Here is a 19,933-nt window from a genome sequence, read left to right as displayed (position 1 = left end):
GAACTCGGATCGGCTCGGCGGCAGGCGGCGCGTCTGGATGGGTGAGGCGTTGAACCTTTAAGCGTCGAGCACCCAGGTGTCCTTCGTACCACCGCCCTGGCTGGAATTGACGACCAGGGACCCCTCTTTCAGCGCGACGCGGGTCAGCCCCCCGGGCACGATGCGGATCTGGTCCGCGCCGTTGAGCACGAAGGGCCGCAGGTCGACGTGGCGCGGGGCGACTCCGGAGGCCACGAAGGTCGGGCAGGTCGAGAGCGAGAGGGTCGGCTGGGCGATGAAGCCGTCCGGGGCATGCTTGAGCTTCTTGGCGAAATCCTCGATCTCGCGCTTGCTCGCATGCGGCCCGACCAGCATGCCGTAGCCGCCCGAGCCGTTGACCTCCTTCACCACCAGCTCGGACAGGTTGTCCATCACGTAGGCGAAGGACTCCTTCTCGCGGCAGCGATAGGTCGGCACGTTGTGCAGGATCGGCTCCTCGCCGGTGAAGAACTTCACGATCTCCGGCATGTAGCTGTAGACGGCCTTGTCGTCCGAGATGCCGGTGCCGACGGCGTTGGCCAGGGTCACGGAGCCGCGCTCGTACGCGTTCATCAGGCCCGGCACGCCGAGGACCGAATCGGGACGGAACACCAGGGGATCCAGGAAGTCGTCGTCGAGGCGGCGATAGATGACGTCCACCCGGCGCGGCCCCTCGGTGGTGCGCATGTAGACCACGTCGTCCTTGGTGAAGAGGTCGGACGCCTCCACCAGCTCGACGCCGAGCTTGTCGGCCAGGAACGAGTGCTCGTAGAAGGCCGAGTTGTAGCGGCCGGGGGTCAGCAGCACCACCGTCGGGTCGCGCGTGGTGGAGCCCGGTGCGAGGCTGCGCAAGGTCGCCAGCAGGGCGTCCGGGTAGTTCTCGACCGGCGCGACCCGGTGCTTGGAGAACAGGTCTGGGAACAGCCGCAGCATCACCTCCCGGTTCTCCAGCATGTAGGACACGCCGGACGGGATCCGGGCGTTGTCCTCCAGGACGAAGAAGTCCTTCTCGCCGGTGCGGACGATGTCGATGCCGGCCACGTGGACGTACAGGTCGTGCGGTACCCGGAACGAGCGCATCTCCATCCGGTAATGGGCGTTGCGGTAGACGAGGTCGGCCGGGATGATGCCGGCCTTGATGCATTCCTGCGCGCCGTAGACGTCCTTCAGGAACAGGTTGATCGCGGTCACCCGCTGCTTCAGCCCGCGCTCGAGGAAATCCCACTCCGGCTTGGTGATCACCCGCGGGATGATATCGAACGGGATCAGCCGCTCGGTCGATTCGTTGTCGCCGTAGACCGCGAAGGTGATGCCGATCCGGCGGAACAGCAGCTCGGCCTGGCTGCGGCGGGTGTTGAAATGCTCGGGCGGCGTGGTCTCGAGCCAGGTCTTCAGCTTGCCATAGGCGTCGCGGACGGCGGCCGGGTCGGCGGCGCCGTTGCCGATCCCGTTCATCTCGTCGAAGGCCGTCAACGCCATTCCGATTCTCCCTAACGCTCCCGCTCTTGAGGCAAGAGACGCGCCACCCAGCAGGGCTATACGCGCGGGCACCAACGCTCAAGTCGGCCGGAAGATCAGAACAGCTTGAGGCCTTTCAGGCTGGCATGTCCGTTTCGACCCAGGATGATATGGTCGTGCACGACAATCTTCAGTGGTGCCAACACCGACACGATCTCGCGAGTCATCGCCACGTCGGCGTTGGACGGACTGGGATCGCCCGACGGGTGGTTGTGGGCCAGGATGATCGCGGTCGCCGAGAGTTCCAGGGCCCGGCGGGCGACCTCCCGGGGATAGACCGGCGTGTGATCGACCGTGCCGCGGCCCTGGACCTCGTCGGCGATCAAGTGGTTGCGCTTGTCGAGGAACAGGATGCGGAACTCCTCGCGCGCCGCGAACGCCATGGTGGCCCGCAGATACTCGCTCAGCGCGCTCCAGGAATTGAGCAGTTCGCGCTCGCGCAGTGCGCCGCGGGCGAGCCGCCGTCCCGCGGCCTCGATCAGCTTGAGGTCGGCCGCAACCCCGGCGCTCACGCCCTCGACCTCCATCAGACGGGCCGGCTCGGCACTCAGGACCTCGGCGAAGCTGCCGAACCGGGCGACCAGGGCCTTGGCCAGGGGCTTCACGTCCCGCCGGGGGATCGCCCGGAACAAGACAAGCTCCAGCAGCTCGTAGTCCGGCAGCGCCTCGGCCCCGGCCGCCGCGAACTTCTCCCGCAGGCGGTCGCGGTGGCCATGGAAATGCGGCGGTGGCTCCTTAGCATTGGCGACGGGCGCGGCGCTGTCGGGGAACAGCCCGGCCGCTCCGTCGCCCGCCGCCATGGCCGGTCAGGCCGCCGGGTTGACGGGCTGATGCAGCCCCTTCGGCGAGACCGTGAAGATCTCGACGCCGGTCTCGGTCACCGCCACGGTGTGCTCGAACTGGGCCGAGAGCGAGCGGTCCCGGGTCACCGCGGTCCAGCCGTCGCCCAGGACCTTCACGGCCGGGCGGCCGAGATTGATCATCGGCTCGATCGTGAAGAACTGGCCGGGCTTCAGGGGCACGTCGTAGCTGGCCTCGACGTAGTGCAGGATCGTGGGGGCGTCGTGGTAGATCCGCCCCAGCCCGTGGCCGCAGAAGTCGCGCACCACCGAGCAGCGCTCGCTCTCGGCGAACGTCTGGATCGCCCGGCCGATATCGTTGGTCGATCCGCCCGGCTTCACGGCCGCGACGCCGCGCATCAGCGCCTCGTAGGTGATCTCGCACAGACGCTGCGCCTTGCGGGGAACCTCGCCGACATAGGCCATCCGGCTTGAATCGCCGTGCCAGCCATCGAGGATCAGGCAGCAATCCAGGTTGACGATGTCGCCCTCGCGCAGGGGCTTGTCGTTCGGGATGCCGTGGCAGACCACGTGATTGATCGAGGTGCAGATCGACTTCGGATAGCCGCGATAGAGCAGCGAGGCCGGATAGGCGCCGTGATCCATGGCGAAGGTGTAGGCGAGCTTGTCGAGGTCCTCGGTGGTGACGCCGGGCTGGGTCGCCTCCATCAGGACATCCAGGGCCTCGGCCGTCAGGCGCCCGGCCCGGCGCATGCCCTCGAATCCCTCCGGGCCGTGGATCGGCGGCTCCGGCGCCCGACGCGTACCCTGCGCGGTGGCCTGTTCCTGTTGCATCGTCGAGACTTTTTGCGGCGTCGGAGGACGGGTGTCCCTCATATGTACGGCGCGGGGCGCGGCAGGCCAAGCCGCATGCGCGGAACGGCGCGCGGACGCGCGGCGGGGGAGGCTTGCGCGGGCCGCGGGGCTGGCGGCATAAGCGGGATCATGGCGCCCGGGGATGCCCGGGCAGATTCGCCCCGTGGACGGGTCTGAGGCAGGCGAGGGCCGTATGGCAGGCAAGGCGGTACCGCACTTCCACAACGAGCCGGGCGTCCCGGTGGTCGCTGTCGGGGTGAAGGAATTCATGTGCATCGGCGCGCTGCCGCCGTTCGATCACCCGCACGTGTTCCTCGACATGGGCGCCGACACCGAGATCATCTGCCAGTACTGCTCGACGCTCTATCGCTACCGCGCCGGCCTCAAGGCCGAAGAGGCGGATCCGCAGGCCTGCGTCTGGCACGACACGGCCTCGGTCGCCGCGGAGTAGCACACCCCACATTGCCCACGGACAGTCGAACGCCCTTGGAAATCGGGATCGTCGGGGCCGGGATCGGCGGTCTGACCGCCGCCCTGGCGCTGTCGGATGCCGGGCATTCCGTCACGGTGATCGAGCGCCGCACCGGCTTCAGCGAAGTCGGGGCCGGGATACAGATCTCCCCGAACGCCAGCCGGGTGCTGGCCGACCTCGGCCTCTCCGCGGCGCTGCGCAGGGCCGCGAGCGAGCCGCCGGCGGTCGAGGTCCGCGCCCTCGACAGCGGCCGGAGGATCGGCGGCGTCAGCCTCGGCGGGCCGGCGCAGCAGCGCTTCGGTGCGCCCTATTACGTGATCCACCGGGCCGACCTGCAGACGCTGCTGCTCGACGCCCTACGCAGCCGCCCGGCGATCCGCCTGATGATGGGCCGCGCCATCACCGGGCTGGCCGAGACCGATGCCGGCGCAGTCCTGACCGCCGAGAGCAGCAGCGGCGGCACGCAGGCCTTGCCGTTCGACCTCGTCATCGGCGCCGACGGCCTGCGCTCCCGCCTGCGCGGCCATCTCGACGCGGCCCCGATCCGGCCGGGCCGCGCGGCCGCATGGCGCGCCCTGATCCCGAGCGATGCGGTGCCGGAGCCGCTGCAGGGCCCGGCCACCGGCCTGTGGCTCGGCCGCGGCCGGCACGTCGTCCACTATCCGGTGCGGAGCGGACGCTTCCTCAACGTCGTGGCGGTGGTGCCCGAGGCGGTGGGCGACGAGGATTGGGGCCGCCTCGGCGAGCCCGCCGTGCTGCGCGCCCATTTCCGTGGCTGCGCCGGACCGCTGCGCGACCTTCTGGGCCTGCCCGATTCCTGGCTGGTCTGGTCACTCGCCGACCGGACCGTGGCCCGCCCGCTGGCCTCCGGCCGGGTCGCGCTGATCGGGGACGCCGCCCATCCGGTCCTGCCCTACCTGGCGCAGGGCGCGGCCCTCGCGATCGAAGACGCCGCCGTGCTGACGCGCTCGCTCACCGACCACGCGGACGTCCCGGCGGCGCTCGCGGCTTACGCCACGGACCGCACCGCCCGGGTGCGGCGGGTGCAGAAGGCCGCCCGCGCCAACGGCCGGACCTACCACGCCGGCGGCCTCGTGGGCCTCGCCCGCAACGCCGTCATGGCCCGCCTCGGCCCCGACGGCATGCGCGACCGCTACGCCTGGCTGTACAGCTGGACGCCCCCGGCTTGATCGCGTGCCCCGTCGCGGCTACCGAGGGGCCCATGCGGACGTGGCGGAACCGGTAGACGCACGAGACTTAAAATCTTGCGGCCGCAAGGCCGTGCGGGTTCGAGTCCCGCCGTCCGCACCAGATGCTTTTTGCGTCGCAACGCCCCCGACCAGCAGCCTGACAGCGCCCGTCGTCCACACCCATGGTCCCTAGCGCACGTTGCAGCCCTGCGGGCAGCCTCTTGCCGATCCACCGGCTTGCGCCGGTCGCGGGCGCGGCGGAACTCTTCCTCGGCATGCCTCGACCAGTCCAACGTTCTGCGAAGAGCAGTCAGAACGGCGTAAACCGAAAATACCGACATCTAAAATTTCGCAAATTACTTGTTAATCTAAAGCACGATCTTTTAATTAACTGCCAACGTAACCCGTTTCATTCCATAATATCGCGTTTCGGCCGGACTATATCGTCGGACAGTTCTGCGGTAGCCTGAGCGGATGCTCGTACCTGCTCCGGGGCCGCTGCAGACGTGCAGAGCTTCGTTAAAGCTTCGTCGCGAGATTGGAGACCCATCGGATGTGGCTTCGGCACCACGAGCCGGCCCCGAACAGGAACTTGCCAACACCGTTGAGCAGCCACGTACTTTGACGGGCGCTGGAGATCGGTTTAGAGGTGATCGTGCACGAGAAGCAATAACCATGCCGCTGGCAGCGTCGCCCGGCTGGTCGTTCACGCTGAAAGGGCATTGGGGCCGCTGATGAGTTTGGTGCAACGGCTGGAAGTGCGTCAGGGCCAGGCCCTGGTGATGACGCCGCAGCTCCTGCAAGCGATCAAACTCCTGCAACTGTCGCACCTCGATCTCGCCGCCTATGTCGAGACCGAGCTGGAGCGGAACCCCCTGCTGGAACGCGCCGAAGCCGATGGCCCCGCGACCGGTGACGCGGACGCGGCCGGTCCGTCGAGCGAGACCTCGGGCGAGCCGTTCGACGCATCCGACCCCGATTCGTGGCAACCGCCGGAACTCAATCCGAGTCGCGGCGAGATTGACACCGATTTCGACGCACGGCTCGACAACGTCTTCCCCGATGACGCCCCGACGCAGGTCCAGGAATCCTCCGCGGGCGACATGCTCTCGCTGACCCCGCCGCCCTACGGCAGCAGCGGGGGCAGCTTCGATTCCGAGGCGCCGGATTTCGAGGCGGCCCTGACGGCCGAGATTTCCCTGCGCGACCACCTCGTGGGCCAGCTCGAGCTGGCGACCCGGGATCCGGTCGAGCGGCTGATCGGCGGGTTCCTGATCGACGCGGTCGACGAGGCCGGATACCTGCGCGAGACGGTCGAGGGCGTGGCCCAGCGCCTCGGCGCGGACGCCGACACGGTGGCCCGGGTGCTGACCCAGGTCCAGAGCTTCGACCCACCCGGCATCGCCGCCCGGGACCTCGCCGAGTGCCTGGCGATCCAGCTGCGCGAGCGCGACCGGTACGACCCTGCGATGCAGGCCCTGGTCTCCCGCCTCGACCTCGTGGCCAAGCGCGATTTCACCGCCCTGCGCCGCCTGTGCGGCGTGGACGACGAGGATCTCGTCGAGATGCTGGGCGAGATCCGGAGGCTCGATCCGAAGCCCGGCCGCGCCTTCGGCTCCAGCGCCGTCGAGGTGCTGATCCCGGACGTGTTCGTGCGCGCCGCCCCGGACGGGTCCTGGCTGGTCGAGCTCAATGGCGAGGCGCTGCCGCGGGTGCTGGTCAACCAGAGCTACTATGCCCGGGTCGTCCGCGGCGCCTCCGCCGAGGGCGACAAGGCCTTCCTGTCCGAGGCGCTGCAGAACGCCAACTGGCTCACCCGATCGCTGGAACAGCGGGCCCGCACGATCCTGAAGGTCGCCACCGAGATCGTGCGCCAGCAGGACGGGTTCTTCGTCCACGGCGTCACGCATCTGCGCCCGCTGAACCTGAAGACCGTCGCCGAGGCGATCGGCATGCACGAATCGACCGTGTCCCGGGTCACCTCCAACAAGGCGATCGGCACGAGCCGCGGCACCCTGGAGATGAAGTACTTCTTCACCGCGGCGATCCCGGGCGCGGCCGGCATGGCGGCGCATTCCTCGGAAGCGGTGCGCCACCGGATCAAGCAGCTGGTGGACGGCGAGACGCCGGACGACGTGCTCTCCGACGACGCGCTGGTGCAGAAGCTGCGCAGCGAGGGCGTCGACATCGCCCGCCGGACCGTGGCCAAGTACCGGGAATCGCTGCGGATCCCGAGTTCGATCGAGCGCCGCCGCGAGCATTACGCCCACGGCACCGCCCATCACGGGGCGCTGGCGCTGCGCTGAGACTCTGCGGGACGGCCTTGCGCAGCGCCGCCGTCCGGCCCATCGGTCGCGCGCCGAATCACGACGCCCGGACCCGCGATGACTTCGACCGCCCAGCCCCCACGCAGCCTCACCGCCATCGTGCTCGCGGCCGGGAAGGGCACGCGGATGCGCTCGGACCTGCCGAAGGTGCTCCACCGGGTCGCCGGGCGCAGCATGCTGGGCCATGTGCTGGCCGCCGTGCAGGCAGCGGGCGCCGGCCGGATCGCCGTGGTGGCCGAGCCCGGCCGCGATGACGTCGCCGCCGTGATCGCCCGGGAGGCGCCCGGCGCGCAGGTCTTCCCGCAGGCCGAGCGCCTGGGCACCGCTCACGCGGTGCTGGCCGCCCGGGCCGTGCTCGAAGCGCCCGATGACGACGTGGTCATCGCCTTCGGCGACACGCCGCTGATCAGCGCCGAAACCTTTCTGCGCCTTCGCGCGCCCCTGGCGGAGGGTGCAGCGGTCGCCGTGCTCGCGTTCGAGAGCCCGACTCCGACCGGCTACGGCCGGGTGCTCACCGAAGGCAGCCGAGTCCTCGCGATCCGCGAGGAAAAGGATGCGAGCCCGGCCGAGCGGGCCGTGACCCTGTGCAATGCCGGTCTCATGGCCTTGGCAGGACGGCACGCGCTGGCGCTGCTCACGCGCATCGGCAACGACAACGCCGCCGGCGAATACTATCTGCCCGACGCGGTGGCGCTCGCGGCTGCCGAGGGACTCTCGGTGTCGGTCGTCCCCGTGGACGAGGCGGAGGCGCAGGGCGTCAACGACCGCATCCAGCTTGCCGTGGCCGAGGCCGCGATCCAGGTCCGGCTGCGCCGCAGCGCCATGCTGGGCGGCGCTACGCTCGTCGCCCCCGAGACGGTGTTCCTGAGCCACGACACGATCCTCGGACGCGACGTGGTGGTGGAGCCGCACGTGGTGTTCGGGCCGGGCGTCCGGGTCGGGGACGGCTGCACGGTGCGGGCCTTCGCGCACCTCACCGACACCGTCCTCGAAGGTGGCGTTCGCATCGGGCCGTTCGTGCGGCTGCGCGGCCATGCCGTCCTCGAGACGGGCGCGGAACTCGGCAACTTCGTCGAACTCAAGAACGCCCGGATGGGCGCGGGCGCCAAGGCCGCGCACCTCACCTATCTCGGCGACGCGGAGATCGGCGCGAAGGCCAATATCGGCGCCGGCACGATCACCTGCAATTACGACGGCGTTCTCAAGCACCGGACCACGATCGGCGCCGGCGCCTTCATCGGCTCGAATTCGGCGCTCGTCGCCCCGGTCACCATCGGGGAGGGCGCCTACGTGGCCTCCGGCTCGGTGATCACCGACGACGTGCCGGCGGACGCCATGGCGGTCGCCCGCGGCCGACAGACTGTGAAGCCCGGCTGGGCGGCGGAGAAGCGGGCGGCGCTGCTGGCCGAGAAGGCCCGGCGGGGCAAGGCGTGATTAAGCCCCGCTAACTCAGGCCTCGCACAGGACGTACATTTTTGTACGATTTCGGCTGCAGGATGCGTGAGCGCGTGCCATAAGAGGGTACGCAGCAGAGGAATCGCGCGTGACGCGGGATGCTCTCATTCGCGCCCTCCGCCGGTACGCACGTAAACGGGGCCTCACCCTGGAATTGGATCGGGGCAGCGGGAAAGGAAGTCATTATCGAGCTCGGCTGGGCGACGCCGTCACCACAATCCAGAGCGGCGATCTCAGTCCGTTTCACGTCGGCCGGATTTGCCGGCAGCTCGATGTCGATCCGGCCGATCTTTAGTGCCAGCTTGAGGCGCGGGAGCGAGACCGGTGATGGGACGAGGCCGGACATGGGCCGACGCGGCCAGCACGACTTGCCCCCGACGATAAGGAACGCGAACGATGCCGAGCGAGTGGGTCTATCCCGTTGAGCTTCACCGCGAAGGGGGCGAGATCCACGCCTATACGGCGTTTCTACCGGAAGCGATTGCGTCCGGCGCCACGGAATCGGAAGCGCTGACGGAGATGGGCCACGCGCTGACGGCGGCGGTTCGCGGCCGGATCAAAGACGGCATGGACCTGGAGCCTCCCGGCGCGGCGCCATCGGGAGCAGCAAGCCACGCGGTTCCCCTTCCAGCCCGGCTGGCGGCCAAGGCCGCCGTCTACGCGGCCTGGAAGCGCTCCGGCCTCAGCAAGATGGCGTTCGCCGATCGCATCGGCCGCGGGGAGAGCGAGGTACGGCGCATCCTCGATCCCGACCATGGCACGAAGCTCGACCAGATGGAGGAGGCGGCCGTCGCGCTGGGCGGACGGCTCCGCGTCACCTTCGAGGAAGCCTGAGCCACCGAGCCGGCCCAATGTCATCGGGGCTGGCCCTGCGCCATCGCGATCCGGTACAAGGCGCGCTCGGCACCGCGTTGCGCGGGGCGGCCTGGACCTTGCGCGGCGTGCCCGCGCTCAACGGCCGGGCGTTACAGCGAGAGACACGTCCATGTGCGGCATCGTCGGCATCGTCGGGCGCGACGCGGTGGCGGGGCAGGTGATCGAGGCCCTGCGGCGGCTCGAATACCGCGGCTACGATTCCGCCGGCATCGCCACCCTGGAGCACGGGCGCCTGGAGCGGCGCCGCGCCTCGGGCAAGCTGGTCAACCTGGAGGCCCGGCTCGCGCAGGAGCCGCTCACCGGCACGATCGGCATCGGCCACACCCGCTGGGCGACGCACGGCCGGCCCAACGAGACCAACGCCCACCCGCACGCCACCAAGCGTCTCGCCGTCGTCCATAACGGCATCATCGAGAACTTCCGCGAGCTGAAGGCCGAGCTGGAGGCCGACGGCGTCGTGTTCGAGAGCCAGACCGACACCGAGGTCGTGGCCCAGCTGGTCAGTCGCAACATGGACCGGCAGATGAGCCCGGTCGATGCGGTCGCCGCCGCCTTGCCGCGGCTGCGCGGCGCCTTCGCGCTGGCCTTCATCTTCTCCGGCGAAGAGAACCTGCTGATCGGCGCCCGGCACGGCGCGCCGCTCGCGGTCGGCTTCGGCCAGGGCGAGACCTATCTCGGCTCCGACGCCCTGGCGCTCGCCCCGTTCACCGACGCCATCACCTATCTCGACGAGGGCGACTGGGCGATCCTGACTCGGGACAGCGCCGAGATCCGCGACCAGTCCGGCGCCCGCGTCGAGCGCCCGCGCCAGAAGATCGCCACGCAGGCCTACCGGATCGACAAGGGCGAGTACCGCCACTTCATGGCGAAGGAGATCCACGAGCAGCCCGAGGTGGTGGGCCGCACGCTCGCCCACTACGTCGACATGGCCAACGGCCGGGTGATGCTGCCCGAGGCGCTGCCCTTCGACTTCGCCAAGCTCAGCCGCGTCTACATCACCGCCTGCGGCACGGCGTTCTATGCCGGTCTCGTGGCGCGCTACTGGTTCGAGCAGGTGGCGCGCTTACCCGTGGAGATCGACGTCGCCTCCGAGGCCCGCTACCGCGAGGCGCCGCTCGAGAAGGACGGGCTGACGCTCGTCATCTCGCAATCGGGCGAGACTGCCGACACCCTGGCCTCGCTGCGCTACGCCAAGAGCCAGGGCCAGCACACGCTCTGCGTCGTCAACGTGCCGACCTCGACCATCGCGCGGGAATCCTCCGTGGTCATGCCGACGCTCGCCGGCCCCGAGATCGGCGTCGCCTCGACCAAGGCGTTCTCGTGCCAGCTCACCGTGCTGCTGTGCCTGGCCATCGCGGCCGGCCGGGCGCGGGGCACGCTGGACGAGGCCGGGGAGCGCCGGCTGGTGGACGCTCTGATCAAGGCCCCGGGCCTGATGGCCGAGGCGCTGACCCGCGAATCGGAGATCGAGCTTCTGGCCCGGGACGTCGCGAAGGCGCGGGACGTGCTCTATCTCGGCCGCGGCACCAGCTACCCGATGGCGCTGGAGGGCGCGCTGAAGCTGAAGGAGATCAGCTACATCCACGCCGAGGGCTATGCGGCGGGCGAGCTGAAGCACGGGCCGATCGCGCTGATCGACGAGAGCGTGCCGGTGATCGTGATCGCGCCCCACGACGCGGTGTTCGAGAAGACGGTGTCGAACATGCAGGAGGTCGCCGCCCGGGGCGGCCGCATCGTGCTGATCGGCGACGCCAAGGGCGCGGCCGAGCACGGGCTCGACACGATGGCCACCGTGACCATGCCGGACCTCGACGCCACGGTGGCACCGATCGTGTACGCGGTGCCGATCCAGCTGGTGGCCTATCACACCGCGGTGTTCATGGGGAAAGACGTCGACCAGCCCCGGAACCTCGCCAAGTCAGTCACCGTGGAATAGCCGCACCGCCGAGCGAGGACTCCGATGACCGAGAGAGACGCCGCCGCGATCCGCTGGCTCGAAGGGCAGGAGGGCGCCATGCTGGCCCTGCTCGAAGAGCTGGTGAACATCGATTCCGGCTCCTACGACAAGGCCGGGGTCGACGCGGTGGGCGCCCGCATCGCGTTCTTCCTGGCCGAGCACGGCGTCTCGGTCACCACCATCCCAATGGAGGATTACGGCGACGCGCTGAGGGCGCAGGTCGCCGGGTCCGGGGGCGCCAACCGGCCGATCGTGCTGATGGGCCACCGCGACACCGTCTTCCCAAAGGGCGAGGTCGCCCACCGGCCGTTCCGGATCGCGGAGGGCCGCGCCTACGGGCCGGGCGTCGCCGACATGAAGGCCGGGCTGGTGATGAACGCCTTCGTGCTGGCCGCCTTCCACCGGGCCGGCGGCGCACCGGTGCCGCTGGTCGGCCTGTTCACCAGCGACGAGGAGATCGGCTCGCCGGCCTGCCGGCCGATCATCGAGGAAACCGCCCGCGGCGCCCGCGCGGTGCTGAACGCGGAGCCCGGCCGACCGACCGGGAACGTCGTCACCGGCCGCAAGGGCGGCGTGTTCATGCACCTTGAGGTCCACGGCCGGGCTGCCCATTCCGGCGGCAACTACGCCGACGGGCGCAGCGCCATCGGCGAACTCGCCCACAAGATCACCGCGCTCCACGCGATCACCGATCTCGACCGCGGCATCACGGTGAATGTCGGGCTGGTCTCGGGCGGCCAGTCGGTGAACACCGTGGCGCCCCGGGCGACCTGCGAGATCGACCTGCGCTACGTCACCCCGGCGGACCGCGACGCGGCCATGGGCCGGATCGCCGCGATCGTGGCGGGTGCGACCGTGCCGGATACCCGCGCGCAGCTGACCATCAAGGGCGAGTTCCTGCCCCTGGTGCAGGACGAGGCTTCGCGTGCGCTGTTCGAGACCTACGCGCAGGTCAGCGCGCAGCACGGCGTCCGGATCGAGGGCGAGTTCGCCGGCGGCTGCGCCGATTCCGGCTTCACCGCGAGCGTCGGCTGCCCCACGCTGTGTGCGGTCGGGCCAGTCGGCGGCAAGGCGCATTCGCCCGAGGAATATCTGGAGGTGGCGAGCCTCGTCCCGCGGGCGCGGGCCATCGCCGAAACCATCGCGGCGGCTTGAATAGGTATTCGAACGCGTGATCTCGGTCACAGTACGTTGACGAACAACGAGAATCCAAATCTCCTCCTCGTCCTGAGGTGCCGGGCGAGCGCAGATCGCCCGGCCTCGAAAGAGCCCTCCAGCCAGCCAAGCGCCTTCTGGAGGGCTCCTTCGAGGCCCGCTGACGCGGGCTCCTCAGGATGAGGTCGAGGATGGGATTGCCGTCGTCAGTCTCGCTTCGAGCCGTGCCCCTCGTTGTCGGGCTCGGGGCAGCGGTGCGTCATCGCTCTTCCGGCCCGCACTCAGCCCTCGACCAAAGCCAGCGCGGCCTCGGTGTAGCGATTGCCGCTGACCGCCTCCGGGGGCATCGCCGCGTCGATGGCGGCGAGGTCGTCGGCACTGAGCACGATCGCCGCGGCGGCGGCGTTCTCTTCGAGATGGCGGATCTTGCGGGCGCCCGGAATCGGCACGATGCCGTCGCCCCGGTGGAGCACCCAGGCCAGGGCGAGCTGGGCCGGCGTGACGCCCTTGGCGGCCGCCATGGCGGCCAGCGCGTCGATCAGCTTCTCGTTGGCCGCCAGGTTCTCCGCCTCGAAGCGCGGCAGGGTGCGGCGGAAATCGTCGGCTCCGAGGCTGCCCAGGTCCCGGATCGCCCCGGTGAGCAGGCCGCGGCCGAGGGGGCTGTAGGGCACGAAGCCGATGCCCAGCTCGGCGCAGGTCGGCAGCACTGCGGCCTCCGGCTCACGGCTCCACAGGGAATACTCGCTCTGCACTGCGGCGATCGGATGGACCGCGTGGGCGCGCCGGATCGTGGCTGCGCCGGCCTCGGACAGGCCCAGCGCGCGCACCTTACCGGCGCGCACGAGGTCCGCCATCGCGCCGACCGTGTCCTCGATCGGAACGGCGGGATCGACCCGGTGCTGGTAGAACAGGTCGATCACCTCGACGCCGAGGCGCTGCAGCGACGCGTCGCAGACCGCGCGGACATGCTCGGGGCGGCTGTCGACGCCGACGATCCGGTCCCGGCCCTCTCCAGTCTCGGCAATCTTGAAGCCGAACTTGGTGGCGATGACCACCTGGTCGCGCACCGGCGCCAGGGCCTTGCCGACCAGCTTCTCGTTCTCGAACGGCCCGTACATCTCGGCGGTATCGAAGAAGGTGACGCCGAGATCGACCGCCCGGCGCAGCGTGACGACGGCCTCAGCCTCCGGCTGGCCGCCATAGCCGAAGCTCATGCCCATGCAGCCGAGGCCGAGGGCGGAGACGACGAGTTCTGAACCGAGTCGACGCTGTTGCATGGGATTCCCTGTGGGTTCTCTCGTGAGTCGCTTGGCCGAAGCCGTCCCGACTGTGCATCGGTGGCCAAGCCTAGGATAATTCGTGTTCTGCAGCGCAGCCTGTCCTATCCGGCTCAACAGTGAAACGCACCGATCTCCCAGCCCTCGCGATCTTCGCCGCCGTCGCGGCGCGCCGCAGCTTCCGCGGGGCGGCCCGCGACCTCGGGCTCTCCGTCTCGGCGGTGAGCCACGCGATCAACGGGCTCGAGGCCAGCCTTGGGATCCAGATTTTGGCCCGGACCACCCGCAGCGTCGCCCCGACGGAAGCCGGACGACGCCTGCTCGACGGACTCGGACCGGCGCTGGCGGCGATCACCGAGGCGGTCGAGGCCGCCACCGCCTCGCAGCAGCGGCTCTCGGGAACGCTGCGCTTCTCGGTGCCGCACTCGGCCGCCGAGATGCTGCTGCTCCCGCTCGCCGTGGCGTTCACGCGCGCGCATCCCGGCGTGGCGATCGAGGTCTGCGCGCAGGACGACCTGCGCGACATCGTGGCGGAGGGCTTCGATGCCGGCGTCCGGTTCGCGGAGAGCCTGGAGCAGGACATGATCGCAGTCCCGCTCGGCCCCGCTCAGTGCGCGGCGATCGTGGCGGCGCCGTCCTACTTCGCGGACCGGCCGCTTCCGCGCACGCCGCAGGACCTCCACGACCACACCTGCATCAACCGCCGCTTCGCCGGCGGCGCCCTGTTCCGCTGGGACCTCGAGAAGGACGGCGCGGCCGTTGTCGTCTCGGTCTCCGGAAGCCTGATCCTGGACGACATGCGGCTGATCGCGGAGGCGGCGCGGATGGGCGCCGGCCTCGCCTACGTGTTCGAGGCGCAGGTGACGGAGGACCTCGCCTCCGGCCGGCTGGTCCGCGTGCTGGAGGATTGGTGCCCGCGCTTTCCGGGCTTCTTCCTCTACTATCCGAGCCGCCGGCTGATGCGGCCGGTGCTCCGGGCCTTCCTCGATTTCGTCCGGGCCGAGGCCGCGGACGACCGATCACGGGTCCGAACCTTTGCATGAGGTCGAGTTATGAACCAGTTCCGATGATCGAGCTTCATCGGATCGTGCATGCGGCGCGGGTCTACCTCGAATTGCACTGGCCCGGGTGGCATGCGCGATGGGGGCCGCCGCCCCCGGCCTGCGCATCACAGTGGACCTGCGTCCGATCCAGTCTGTTCATTCAAAAAACGCTCGCTCACAACAATATCCCTGCCGTGATCGTCAGCGGTGTTCCGACGTCCAGAGAACGATGCGGCTTCTTTGGCGGGCTGACGTGGAACAGCCATGCTTGGGTGCGTACCAACCAAGCAATCGTCGATGTGACAGCCGATCAATTTGCGGCCGCAGCCGTCATCATCACAGCGATCAGCGACGGTCGCTATCGAGAGGGTATCGGAACGGACGCTCGACTTCCAGTCGGAACATCGCCGATCCGCGCTGTCGATGCTATCTGGCCGACCTGGATCGACGTCATGCGCGGGATCTGACCGTTGCGCCGATACCGTTTAGTCTCGCACCGCTCCGACGAGTCGCGATAGAAAGCCGTCCAGGGCCGCCTTGTCGATCCAGCGCAGCACGGCGACGAGGTCGTGGTCGGGATCGACCCAGATCACGTTGTTGCCGGCCCCGAGCGCGCTGAACGCGGAATCCGGCAGTTCGGGCTTGGCGGACGGGCCGAGATTCAGCCACCACAGGTAGCCGTAATTCGCGAGCGTCGGCGACGGGGTCAGCATCGCGCGGATCCAGCGCTCCGACAGGAGCCGGCGTCCCGCCCAGACGCCGCCGTGAGCGATGAGGAGCCCGAAGCGCGCGTGGTCGTCCGCGCCGATGAACAGGCCGCCGCCCCAGTGGCCGCCTCCGGGCACCGACTGGATCCGGGCGCCGTCGATCTGGGCCCAGGCGTTGTCGTAGCCGTGCCAAGCCCAGTCGTGGGACGCACCGATTGGCTCGAAGATCCGCGTGCGCAGCACCTCCGGCAACGCGCGGCCGAAGCGATGCATCAGGCAGTACGCCAGCAGGTTCACCCGCACGTCGTTGTATTCGTAATGGCTGCCCGGGGCCTGGAGCGCGCGGCGCTCGCCCTTGCGGCTGTTGTCCGCCCCGGGACCGATCTGGCGGAAATGATCGACCTGGTCGGACTTGCCGAACAGCGTGCCCTGCCACTCGCTCGATTGCTGCAGCAGGTGGCGCCAGGTGATCGCGCCGTTCTGCGGACCGTCGAGGAGGGGGTCGGGGACGCTGTCCCGCACGGGCGCATCCACGTCTGGGATCAGCCCGTCATCGTGTGCGAGCCCGGCCAGGACGGCCAGGTAACTCTTCGCGATGGAGAAGGTCATGTCCGGGCGCCGCGTATCGCCCCAGGCGGCCACGCGCCGGCCGCCCTTCAGGATCACGCCGGCCGGGCCGCCCCGCGGCCGCACCCGCCCGACGATGTCGCTCCAAGGCCCGCGCTCGTTCCACTCGACCAAGCCGACATAGCGTCCATCCGGGTAGTAGAGGCTGCGCGGCCAGGGGCTCTCGTTCGCCTCCGCGTAGGCGACCGCCTCGGCCAGGGCGGCGGCATCGAACCCGGCGGCCTCGGGCCTCAGCGTCTCCCAGGTCTGCGTCGGACAATACGGCTCGGTCCTCTGCGTCACGCCCGTTCTCCCGTCGGCACCGGATGGTCATAGCACCGACGGACCGGCACGCATGCGCCGCGCCAGGGCGTTCCCCGGAACGCCCTGGCGATTCACTCCGGATGTCAGTTCGCGGCGCGATAGCGCTCCGCGGGCTGGGTCTGGCCGAGATTCGGGATCATCGCGGTCCGCGCCCGATCGTAGGCGTCCCACTGTTCGGCATCGGGCAGGGGCGGGATCGTCACCGGCTCACGCCGGTCGAAGCCGACCAGGGCGGCGTCGACCAGGGCGCCCGTCTCCATCACGGCCGGCAGGCTGTTCACGTCGATCCCGGCACGATCCCAGATCTCGGTGCGGGTCGCCGCCGGCAGGACCGCCTGGACGTAGACGCCCTTCGGCCCGAGTTCGGCGTGAAGCGCTGCACTGAGATACTGCACGAAGGCTTTCGTGGCGCCGTAGACCGCCATCCCGAATTCCGGGACGAAGCCGACCACCGAACCGATATTGATGATGGCGCCTTCCCCGGCCTCCGCGAAGCGGGGGGCGACCGCGGCCGCGAGGCGCGCCGGGGCGGTGGTATTGAGGGCGATCAGTGCGCCCACTTGCTCGGGATCCTGGCCGACGAAGCTGCCGGTGAGCGCCGCGCCGGCATTGTTCACCAGCACGCCGATCCGGGTATCCGTGCGCAAGCGGGTCTCGACGGCGGCGAGGTCGGCCGGTCGGGTCAGGTCGGCCGCGAGGATATCGATCGCGACGCCGGTTTCCTGGCGCAGGCGCTCGCCGAGCGTCCCCAGGCGGGCGCCGTCCCGCGCGACCAGGACGAGATCGTGGCCGCGGTGGGCGAAGCGGTCGGCGTAGACCGCGCCGATGCCCGACGAGGCACCGGTGATCAGGATGGCAGGCTTGCTGGACATGGGCTCGATCCTCAACTTTTTTACATGACGATCATCATGTATGTCAAACATGACGATGATCATGATTGGGGTCAAGCGAGTCGGGTTCCGCGGGCGTGAGATTGCGCACATGAAGGTCGGCGGTGCGCCGGGGAGCCGGCGCCCTGCTCAGCTTGGCGGACCGAATCGGGGGCCATCCGGCGGGCTACGCTCGGCCGTCGGGCGCCGATGATCCTGGCGCGGTTGCATGCGGACCCGTGCCGCGATCGATCGGGCCGTCCCGCCCGGCCCGACCAAACCGTGCCGGTGAATCCGCACTGCGGTCAGGCCGGATCGGCCGGGGCGGCCTCCTCGACAGCCGCTTGCGCCGGGAGAGCGCATCGATCAGGTTCGCGATGTCCGGTGGGTCCCGCCTGCGGATCTCGCACGAGGAACGGCATCGACCGTGCAACTCCTGATCGTCGACGACCACCCGCTGTTCCGCGACGCCCTGGCGGCCACGATCCGCCTCGTCCATCCGGACGCCGTCCTGCACGAGGCCGACGGGATCGAGGCCGCGTGCGCGGTGCTGGCCGAGAACCGCGGCATCGACCTGACGCTCCTCGACCTATCCATGCGGGGGGTCACCGGCTTCGACGGCCTGATCACGGTCCGAGCCCGCTTCCCGCGCATCCCGATCCTGATCGTGTCGGGCCACGAGGACCCGCGCATCGTCCGCGAGGCCCTGCAGCACGGGGCCGCCGGCTTCGTGCCCAAGGCGATGGACAAGACCACCCTGACCCGGGCGATCACCGAGGTGATGAGCGGCGCGCTGTTCCTGCCCCCCGGCTTCACCGAGGCGAACGGGCCGTCGCCGCATGCCAAGAAGGCCCCCCTGGCCGAGCGCATTGCCCGGCTCACCCCGCAGCAATTGCGGGTGCTGATGATGATCCGGCAGGGCAAGCTGAACAAGCAGATCGCCCACGAGCTTCACGTCGGCGATTCAACCGTGAAGGCCCATGTCTCGGAAATCCTGCGCAAGCTCGAAGTGATCAGCCGGACCCAGATCGTGATCGACACGGCGTCGCTGGATTTCGACCAGATCCACAACACGCATCCGGCCTGACACTGCGCATTCCGCCGTCGGACCAGGCTTCGCGCCGAGGGCCGCCGGGGATGCGCGACGCCGTGAAGCCGCGACGAGCACCTGCGCGTGACGAGACGGCGCCGGGCCCGGAGCATCGTCCTCAGGAGGCGACGCGCTCGACCAGGGCGCGGACATGGGCGCGATCCATCGGCTCCGGATCCACCGAGCGGTGGATCGACAAGCCCTCGATCAGGGCATCCAGCGCCTTGGCCGCGTCGGCCGGGAAATGCTGCCGGAGGGCCGCGCGGCTCTTCTCCATCCAATCCTGCATGACGCGGCGCAGCGGCGGGTTGCGGGCGGCGAAGGCGTAAAGCTCGTAGCTCAGCAGCATGGTCCGCGGGCTCGCCCAGCTGTCGTCCACGATGAGGTCGACCACGGCCTCGCAGGCCTCATGGCGATCCGCGGCCTCGGCAAGCCGCTCGGTGAAGCGCGCCGAGACCGTGTCGGCCAGGAGGGTGAACGCCTCGGTCAACAGTTCGACCAGGCCGGTGAAGTGGTAGGTCATCGAGCCGAGCGGCACGTCGGCCGCCGCCGCGACCCGGCGATGCGTCGTCCCGGCGACGCCGTGCTCGGCGATGACGTCGAGGGTCGCCTGCACGATGCGGGCGCGGCGGTCCGGGTCGTAACGGCGCTGGGACGAGGGCACGCGGGGCTCCTGCACGGGATTCCTGGACGGGTGGCGATTGGCATTCGCGTCCGATGCGTACATATGTACGCATGGCCGAGAGCGCGGGGAAGTGCCCGCTGTTGGGCGCGATGCGGCTGAGCCGGGGAGAATGTCGATGCGGACCGAGCGCGAGAAGATGCTGGCGGGCGAACTCTACGACGCCCTCGATCCCGAACTGGTCGCCGCCCGGGCTCGGGTCCGGGACCTATGCCAACAGCTCAACGCCACGCGCGATGCCGACGAAGATCTGCGCCGGGACCTGTGCAAGCGGATCTTCGGGGTCGGCGGCGAGACGGTATGGATGCAGCCCCCGTTCTTCTGCGACTACGGGTCGAACATCGAACTCGGCGAGCGGGTGTATTTCAACTTCAACTGCGTCGTGCTCGATGTCTGCCGCGTTCGGATCGGCAGCTTCACCCTGTTCGGGCCGGCGGTTCAGATCCTCACGCCCCTGCACCCCACCAACGCAGCCCTGCGCCGGGTCCAGGAATACGGCAGGCCGATCGACATCGGCTCGGATGTCTGGGTCGGCGGCGGCGCCCTGATCCTGCCGGGCGTGACCATAGGCTCCCGCACGGTGATCGGCGCGGGCAGCGTGGTCACCCGCGACGTGCCGGACGGCGTGCTGGCCGCCGGGAATCCATGCCGGGTGATCCGGCCGATCAGCGACGACGAGCGGCACTCCTATGGAACCGCGCCCTGACGGCGG

General features: G+C 69.6%; 18 protein-coding genes and 1 tRNA gene. 12 read left to right on the top strand and 7 right to left on the bottom strand.

The features are described from left to right. Positions 1 to 57: 57 nt before the first annotated feature. The 3 genes from MFF40_RS21495 to map form a co-directional block, all read right to left on the bottom strand. Positions 58 to 1,497, bottom strand: a complete 1,440-nt coding sequence (locus MFF40_RS21495) for a circularly permuted type 2 ATP-grasp protein (RefSeq protein ID WP_147855653.1) — start codon at positions 1,495 to 1,497, stop codon at positions 58 to 60. A 95-nt stretch (positions 1,498 to 1,592) separates the two neighbouring features. Beyond that, positions 1,593 to 2,336, bottom strand: coding sequence for a RadC family protein (radC, locus tag MFF40_RS21490; protein WP_147855654.1), 744 nt, complete (start codon positions 2,334 to 2,336; stop codon positions 1,593 to 1,595). Between the two features lie 6 nt (positions 2,337 to 2,342). Beyond that, positions 2,343 to 3,170 (bottom strand): type I methionyl aminopeptidase, encoded by an 828-nt coding sequence (gene map, locus MFF40_RS21485; RefSeq protein ID WP_147855655.1) that lies wholly within the window; start codon positions 3,168 to 3,170, stop codon positions 2,343 to 2,345. A 214-nt stretch (positions 3,171 to 3,384) separates the two neighbouring features. On the opposite strand from map, the gene MFF40_RS21480 reads away from it, so the two are divergent. The 8 genes from MFF40_RS21480 (at position 3,385) to MFF40_RS21445 (ending at position 12,623) form a co-directional block, all read left to right on the top strand. After that, on the top strand, positions 3,385 to 3,642 hold the full coding sequence (locus tag MFF40_RS21480) for a zinc-finger domain-containing protein (RefSeq protein ID WP_147855656.1): 258 nt from the start codon (positions 3,385 to 3,387) through the stop codon (positions 3,640 to 3,642). Positions 3,643 to 3,653: 11 nt separating this feature from the next. After that, a complete protein-coding gene (locus tag MFF40_RS21475) occupies positions 3,654 to 4,853 on the top strand; it encodes an FAD-dependent monooxygenase (protein WP_238262145.1) in 1,200 nt (399 codons plus the stop codon). 34 nt (positions 4,854 to 4,887) lie between these two features. Continuing rightward, positions 4,888 to 4,974 (top strand) — tRNA-Leu (locus tag MFF40_RS21470). A gap of 613 nt (positions 4,975 to 5,587) precedes the next feature. Then, positions 5,588 to 7,159 (top strand): RNA polymerase factor sigma-54, encoded by a 1,572-nt coding sequence (gene rpoN, locus MFF40_RS21465; RefSeq protein WP_147896850.1) that lies wholly within the window; start codon positions 5,588 to 5,590, stop codon positions 7,157 to 7,159. 78 nt (positions 7,160 to 7,237) lie between these two features. Beyond that, a complete protein-coding gene (gene glmU / locus MFF40_RS21460) occupies positions 7,238 to 8,614 on the top strand; it encodes a bifunctional UDP-N-acetylglucosamine diphosphorylase/glucosamine-1-phosphate N-acetyltransferase GlmU (protein ID WP_238262143.1) in 1,377 nt (458 codons plus the stop codon). 417 nt (positions 8,615 to 9,031) lie between these two features. Beyond that, positions 9,032 to 9,469, top strand: a complete 438-nt coding sequence (locus MFF40_RS21455) for a hypothetical protein (protein ID WP_238262141.1) — start codon at positions 9,032 to 9,034, stop codon at positions 9,467 to 9,469. Between the two features lie 151 nt (positions 9,470 to 9,620). Further along, on the top strand, positions 9,621 to 11,447 hold the full coding sequence (glmS, locus tag MFF40_RS21450; protein ID WP_147854271.1) for a glutamine--fructose-6-phosphate transaminase (isomerizing): 1,827 nt from the start codon (positions 9,621 to 9,623) through the stop codon (positions 11,445 to 11,447). Positions 11,448 to 11,471: 24 nt separating this feature from the next. Next, positions 11,472 to 12,623, top strand: coding sequence for a M20 family metallopeptidase (locus MFF40_RS21445; protein WP_147854270.1), 1,152 nt, complete (start codon positions 11,472 to 11,474; stop codon positions 12,621 to 12,623). 281 nt (positions 12,624 to 12,904) lie between these two features. Here MFF40_RS21445 and MFF40_RS21440 read toward each other — a convergent pair whose 3' ends face one another. After that, positions 12,905 to 13,900 carry an aldo/keto reductase gene (locus MFF40_RS21440; RefSeq protein WP_238262139.1) on the bottom strand — a complete coding sequence of 332 codons (996 nt, stop codon included), beginning with the start codon at positions 13,898 to 13,900 and terminating at the stop codon, positions 12,905 to 12,907. 119 nt (positions 13,901 to 14,019) lie between these two features. Between MFF40_RS21440 and MFF40_RS21435 the strand changes: the two genes are divergently transcribed. Both MFF40_RS21435 and MFF40_RS21430 read left to right on the top strand, forming a co-directional pair. Then, positions 14,020 to 14,943, top strand: coding sequence for a LysR family transcriptional regulator (locus tag MFF40_RS21435; protein ID WP_238262137.1), 924 nt, complete (start codon positions 14,020 to 14,022; stop codon positions 14,941 to 14,943). A 23-nt stretch (positions 14,944 to 14,966) separates the two neighbouring features. Continuing rightward, the gene (locus tag MFF40_RS21430) at positions 14,967 to 15,410 is read left to right on the top strand and encodes a lasso peptide biosynthesis protein (protein WP_238262135.1); all 444 of its coding nucleotides are present in this window, start codon (positions 14,967 to 14,969) and stop codon (positions 15,408 to 15,410) included. Between the two features lie 18 nt (positions 15,411 to 15,428). Here MFF40_RS21430 and MFF40_RS21425 read toward each other — a convergent pair whose 3' ends face one another. Continuing rightward, positions 15,429 to 16,559, bottom strand: coding sequence for a serine hydrolase domain-containing protein (locus tag MFF40_RS21425; RefSeq protein WP_238262133.1), 1,131 nt, complete (start codon positions 16,557 to 16,559; stop codon positions 15,429 to 15,431). Between the two features lie 104 nt (positions 16,560 to 16,663). Beyond that, the gene (locus tag MFF40_RS21420) at positions 16,664 to 17,452 is read right to left on the bottom strand and encodes an SDR family NAD(P)-dependent oxidoreductase (RefSeq protein ID WP_147896845.1); all 789 of its coding nucleotides are present in this window, start codon (positions 17,450 to 17,452) and stop codon (positions 16,664 to 16,666) included. 424 nt (positions 17,453 to 17,876) lie between these two features. Between MFF40_RS21420 and MFF40_RS21415 the strand changes: the two genes are divergently transcribed. Further along, positions 17,877 to 18,536 (top strand): response regulator, encoded by a 660-nt coding sequence (locus MFF40_RS21415; RefSeq protein WP_147896844.1) that lies wholly within the window; start codon positions 17,877 to 17,879, stop codon positions 18,534 to 18,536. A gap of 121 nt (positions 18,537 to 18,657) precedes the next feature. Here the strand turns inward: MFF40_RS21415 and MFF40_RS21410 are convergent, their stop codons facing one another. Further along, positions 18,658 to 19,203, bottom strand: coding sequence for a TetR/AcrR family transcriptional regulator (locus MFF40_RS21410; RefSeq protein ID WP_147896843.1), 546 nt, complete (start codon positions 19,201 to 19,203; stop codon positions 18,658 to 18,660). A gap of 136 nt (positions 19,204 to 19,339) precedes the next feature. On the opposite strand from MFF40_RS21410, the gene MFF40_RS21405 reads away from it, so the two are divergent. Beyond that, complete coding sequence (locus MFF40_RS21405; RefSeq protein ID WP_147896842.1) at positions 19,340 to 19,927, top strand: sugar O-acetyltransferase; 588 nt, start codon at positions 19,340 to 19,342, stop codon at positions 19,925 to 19,927. Positions 19,928 to 19,933: the final 6 nt, after the last annotated feature.

The organism is Methylobacterium mesophilicum (assembly GCF_022179445.1).
In the GTDB taxonomy this organism is placed as follows: Bacteria; Pseudomonadota; Alphaproteobacteria; order Rhizobiales; family Beijerinckiaceae; genus Methylobacterium; species Methylobacterium mesophilicum.
Note: the sequence above shows the minus strand (reverse complement) of the source record. Positions and strands in the feature narration are given on the sequence as shown.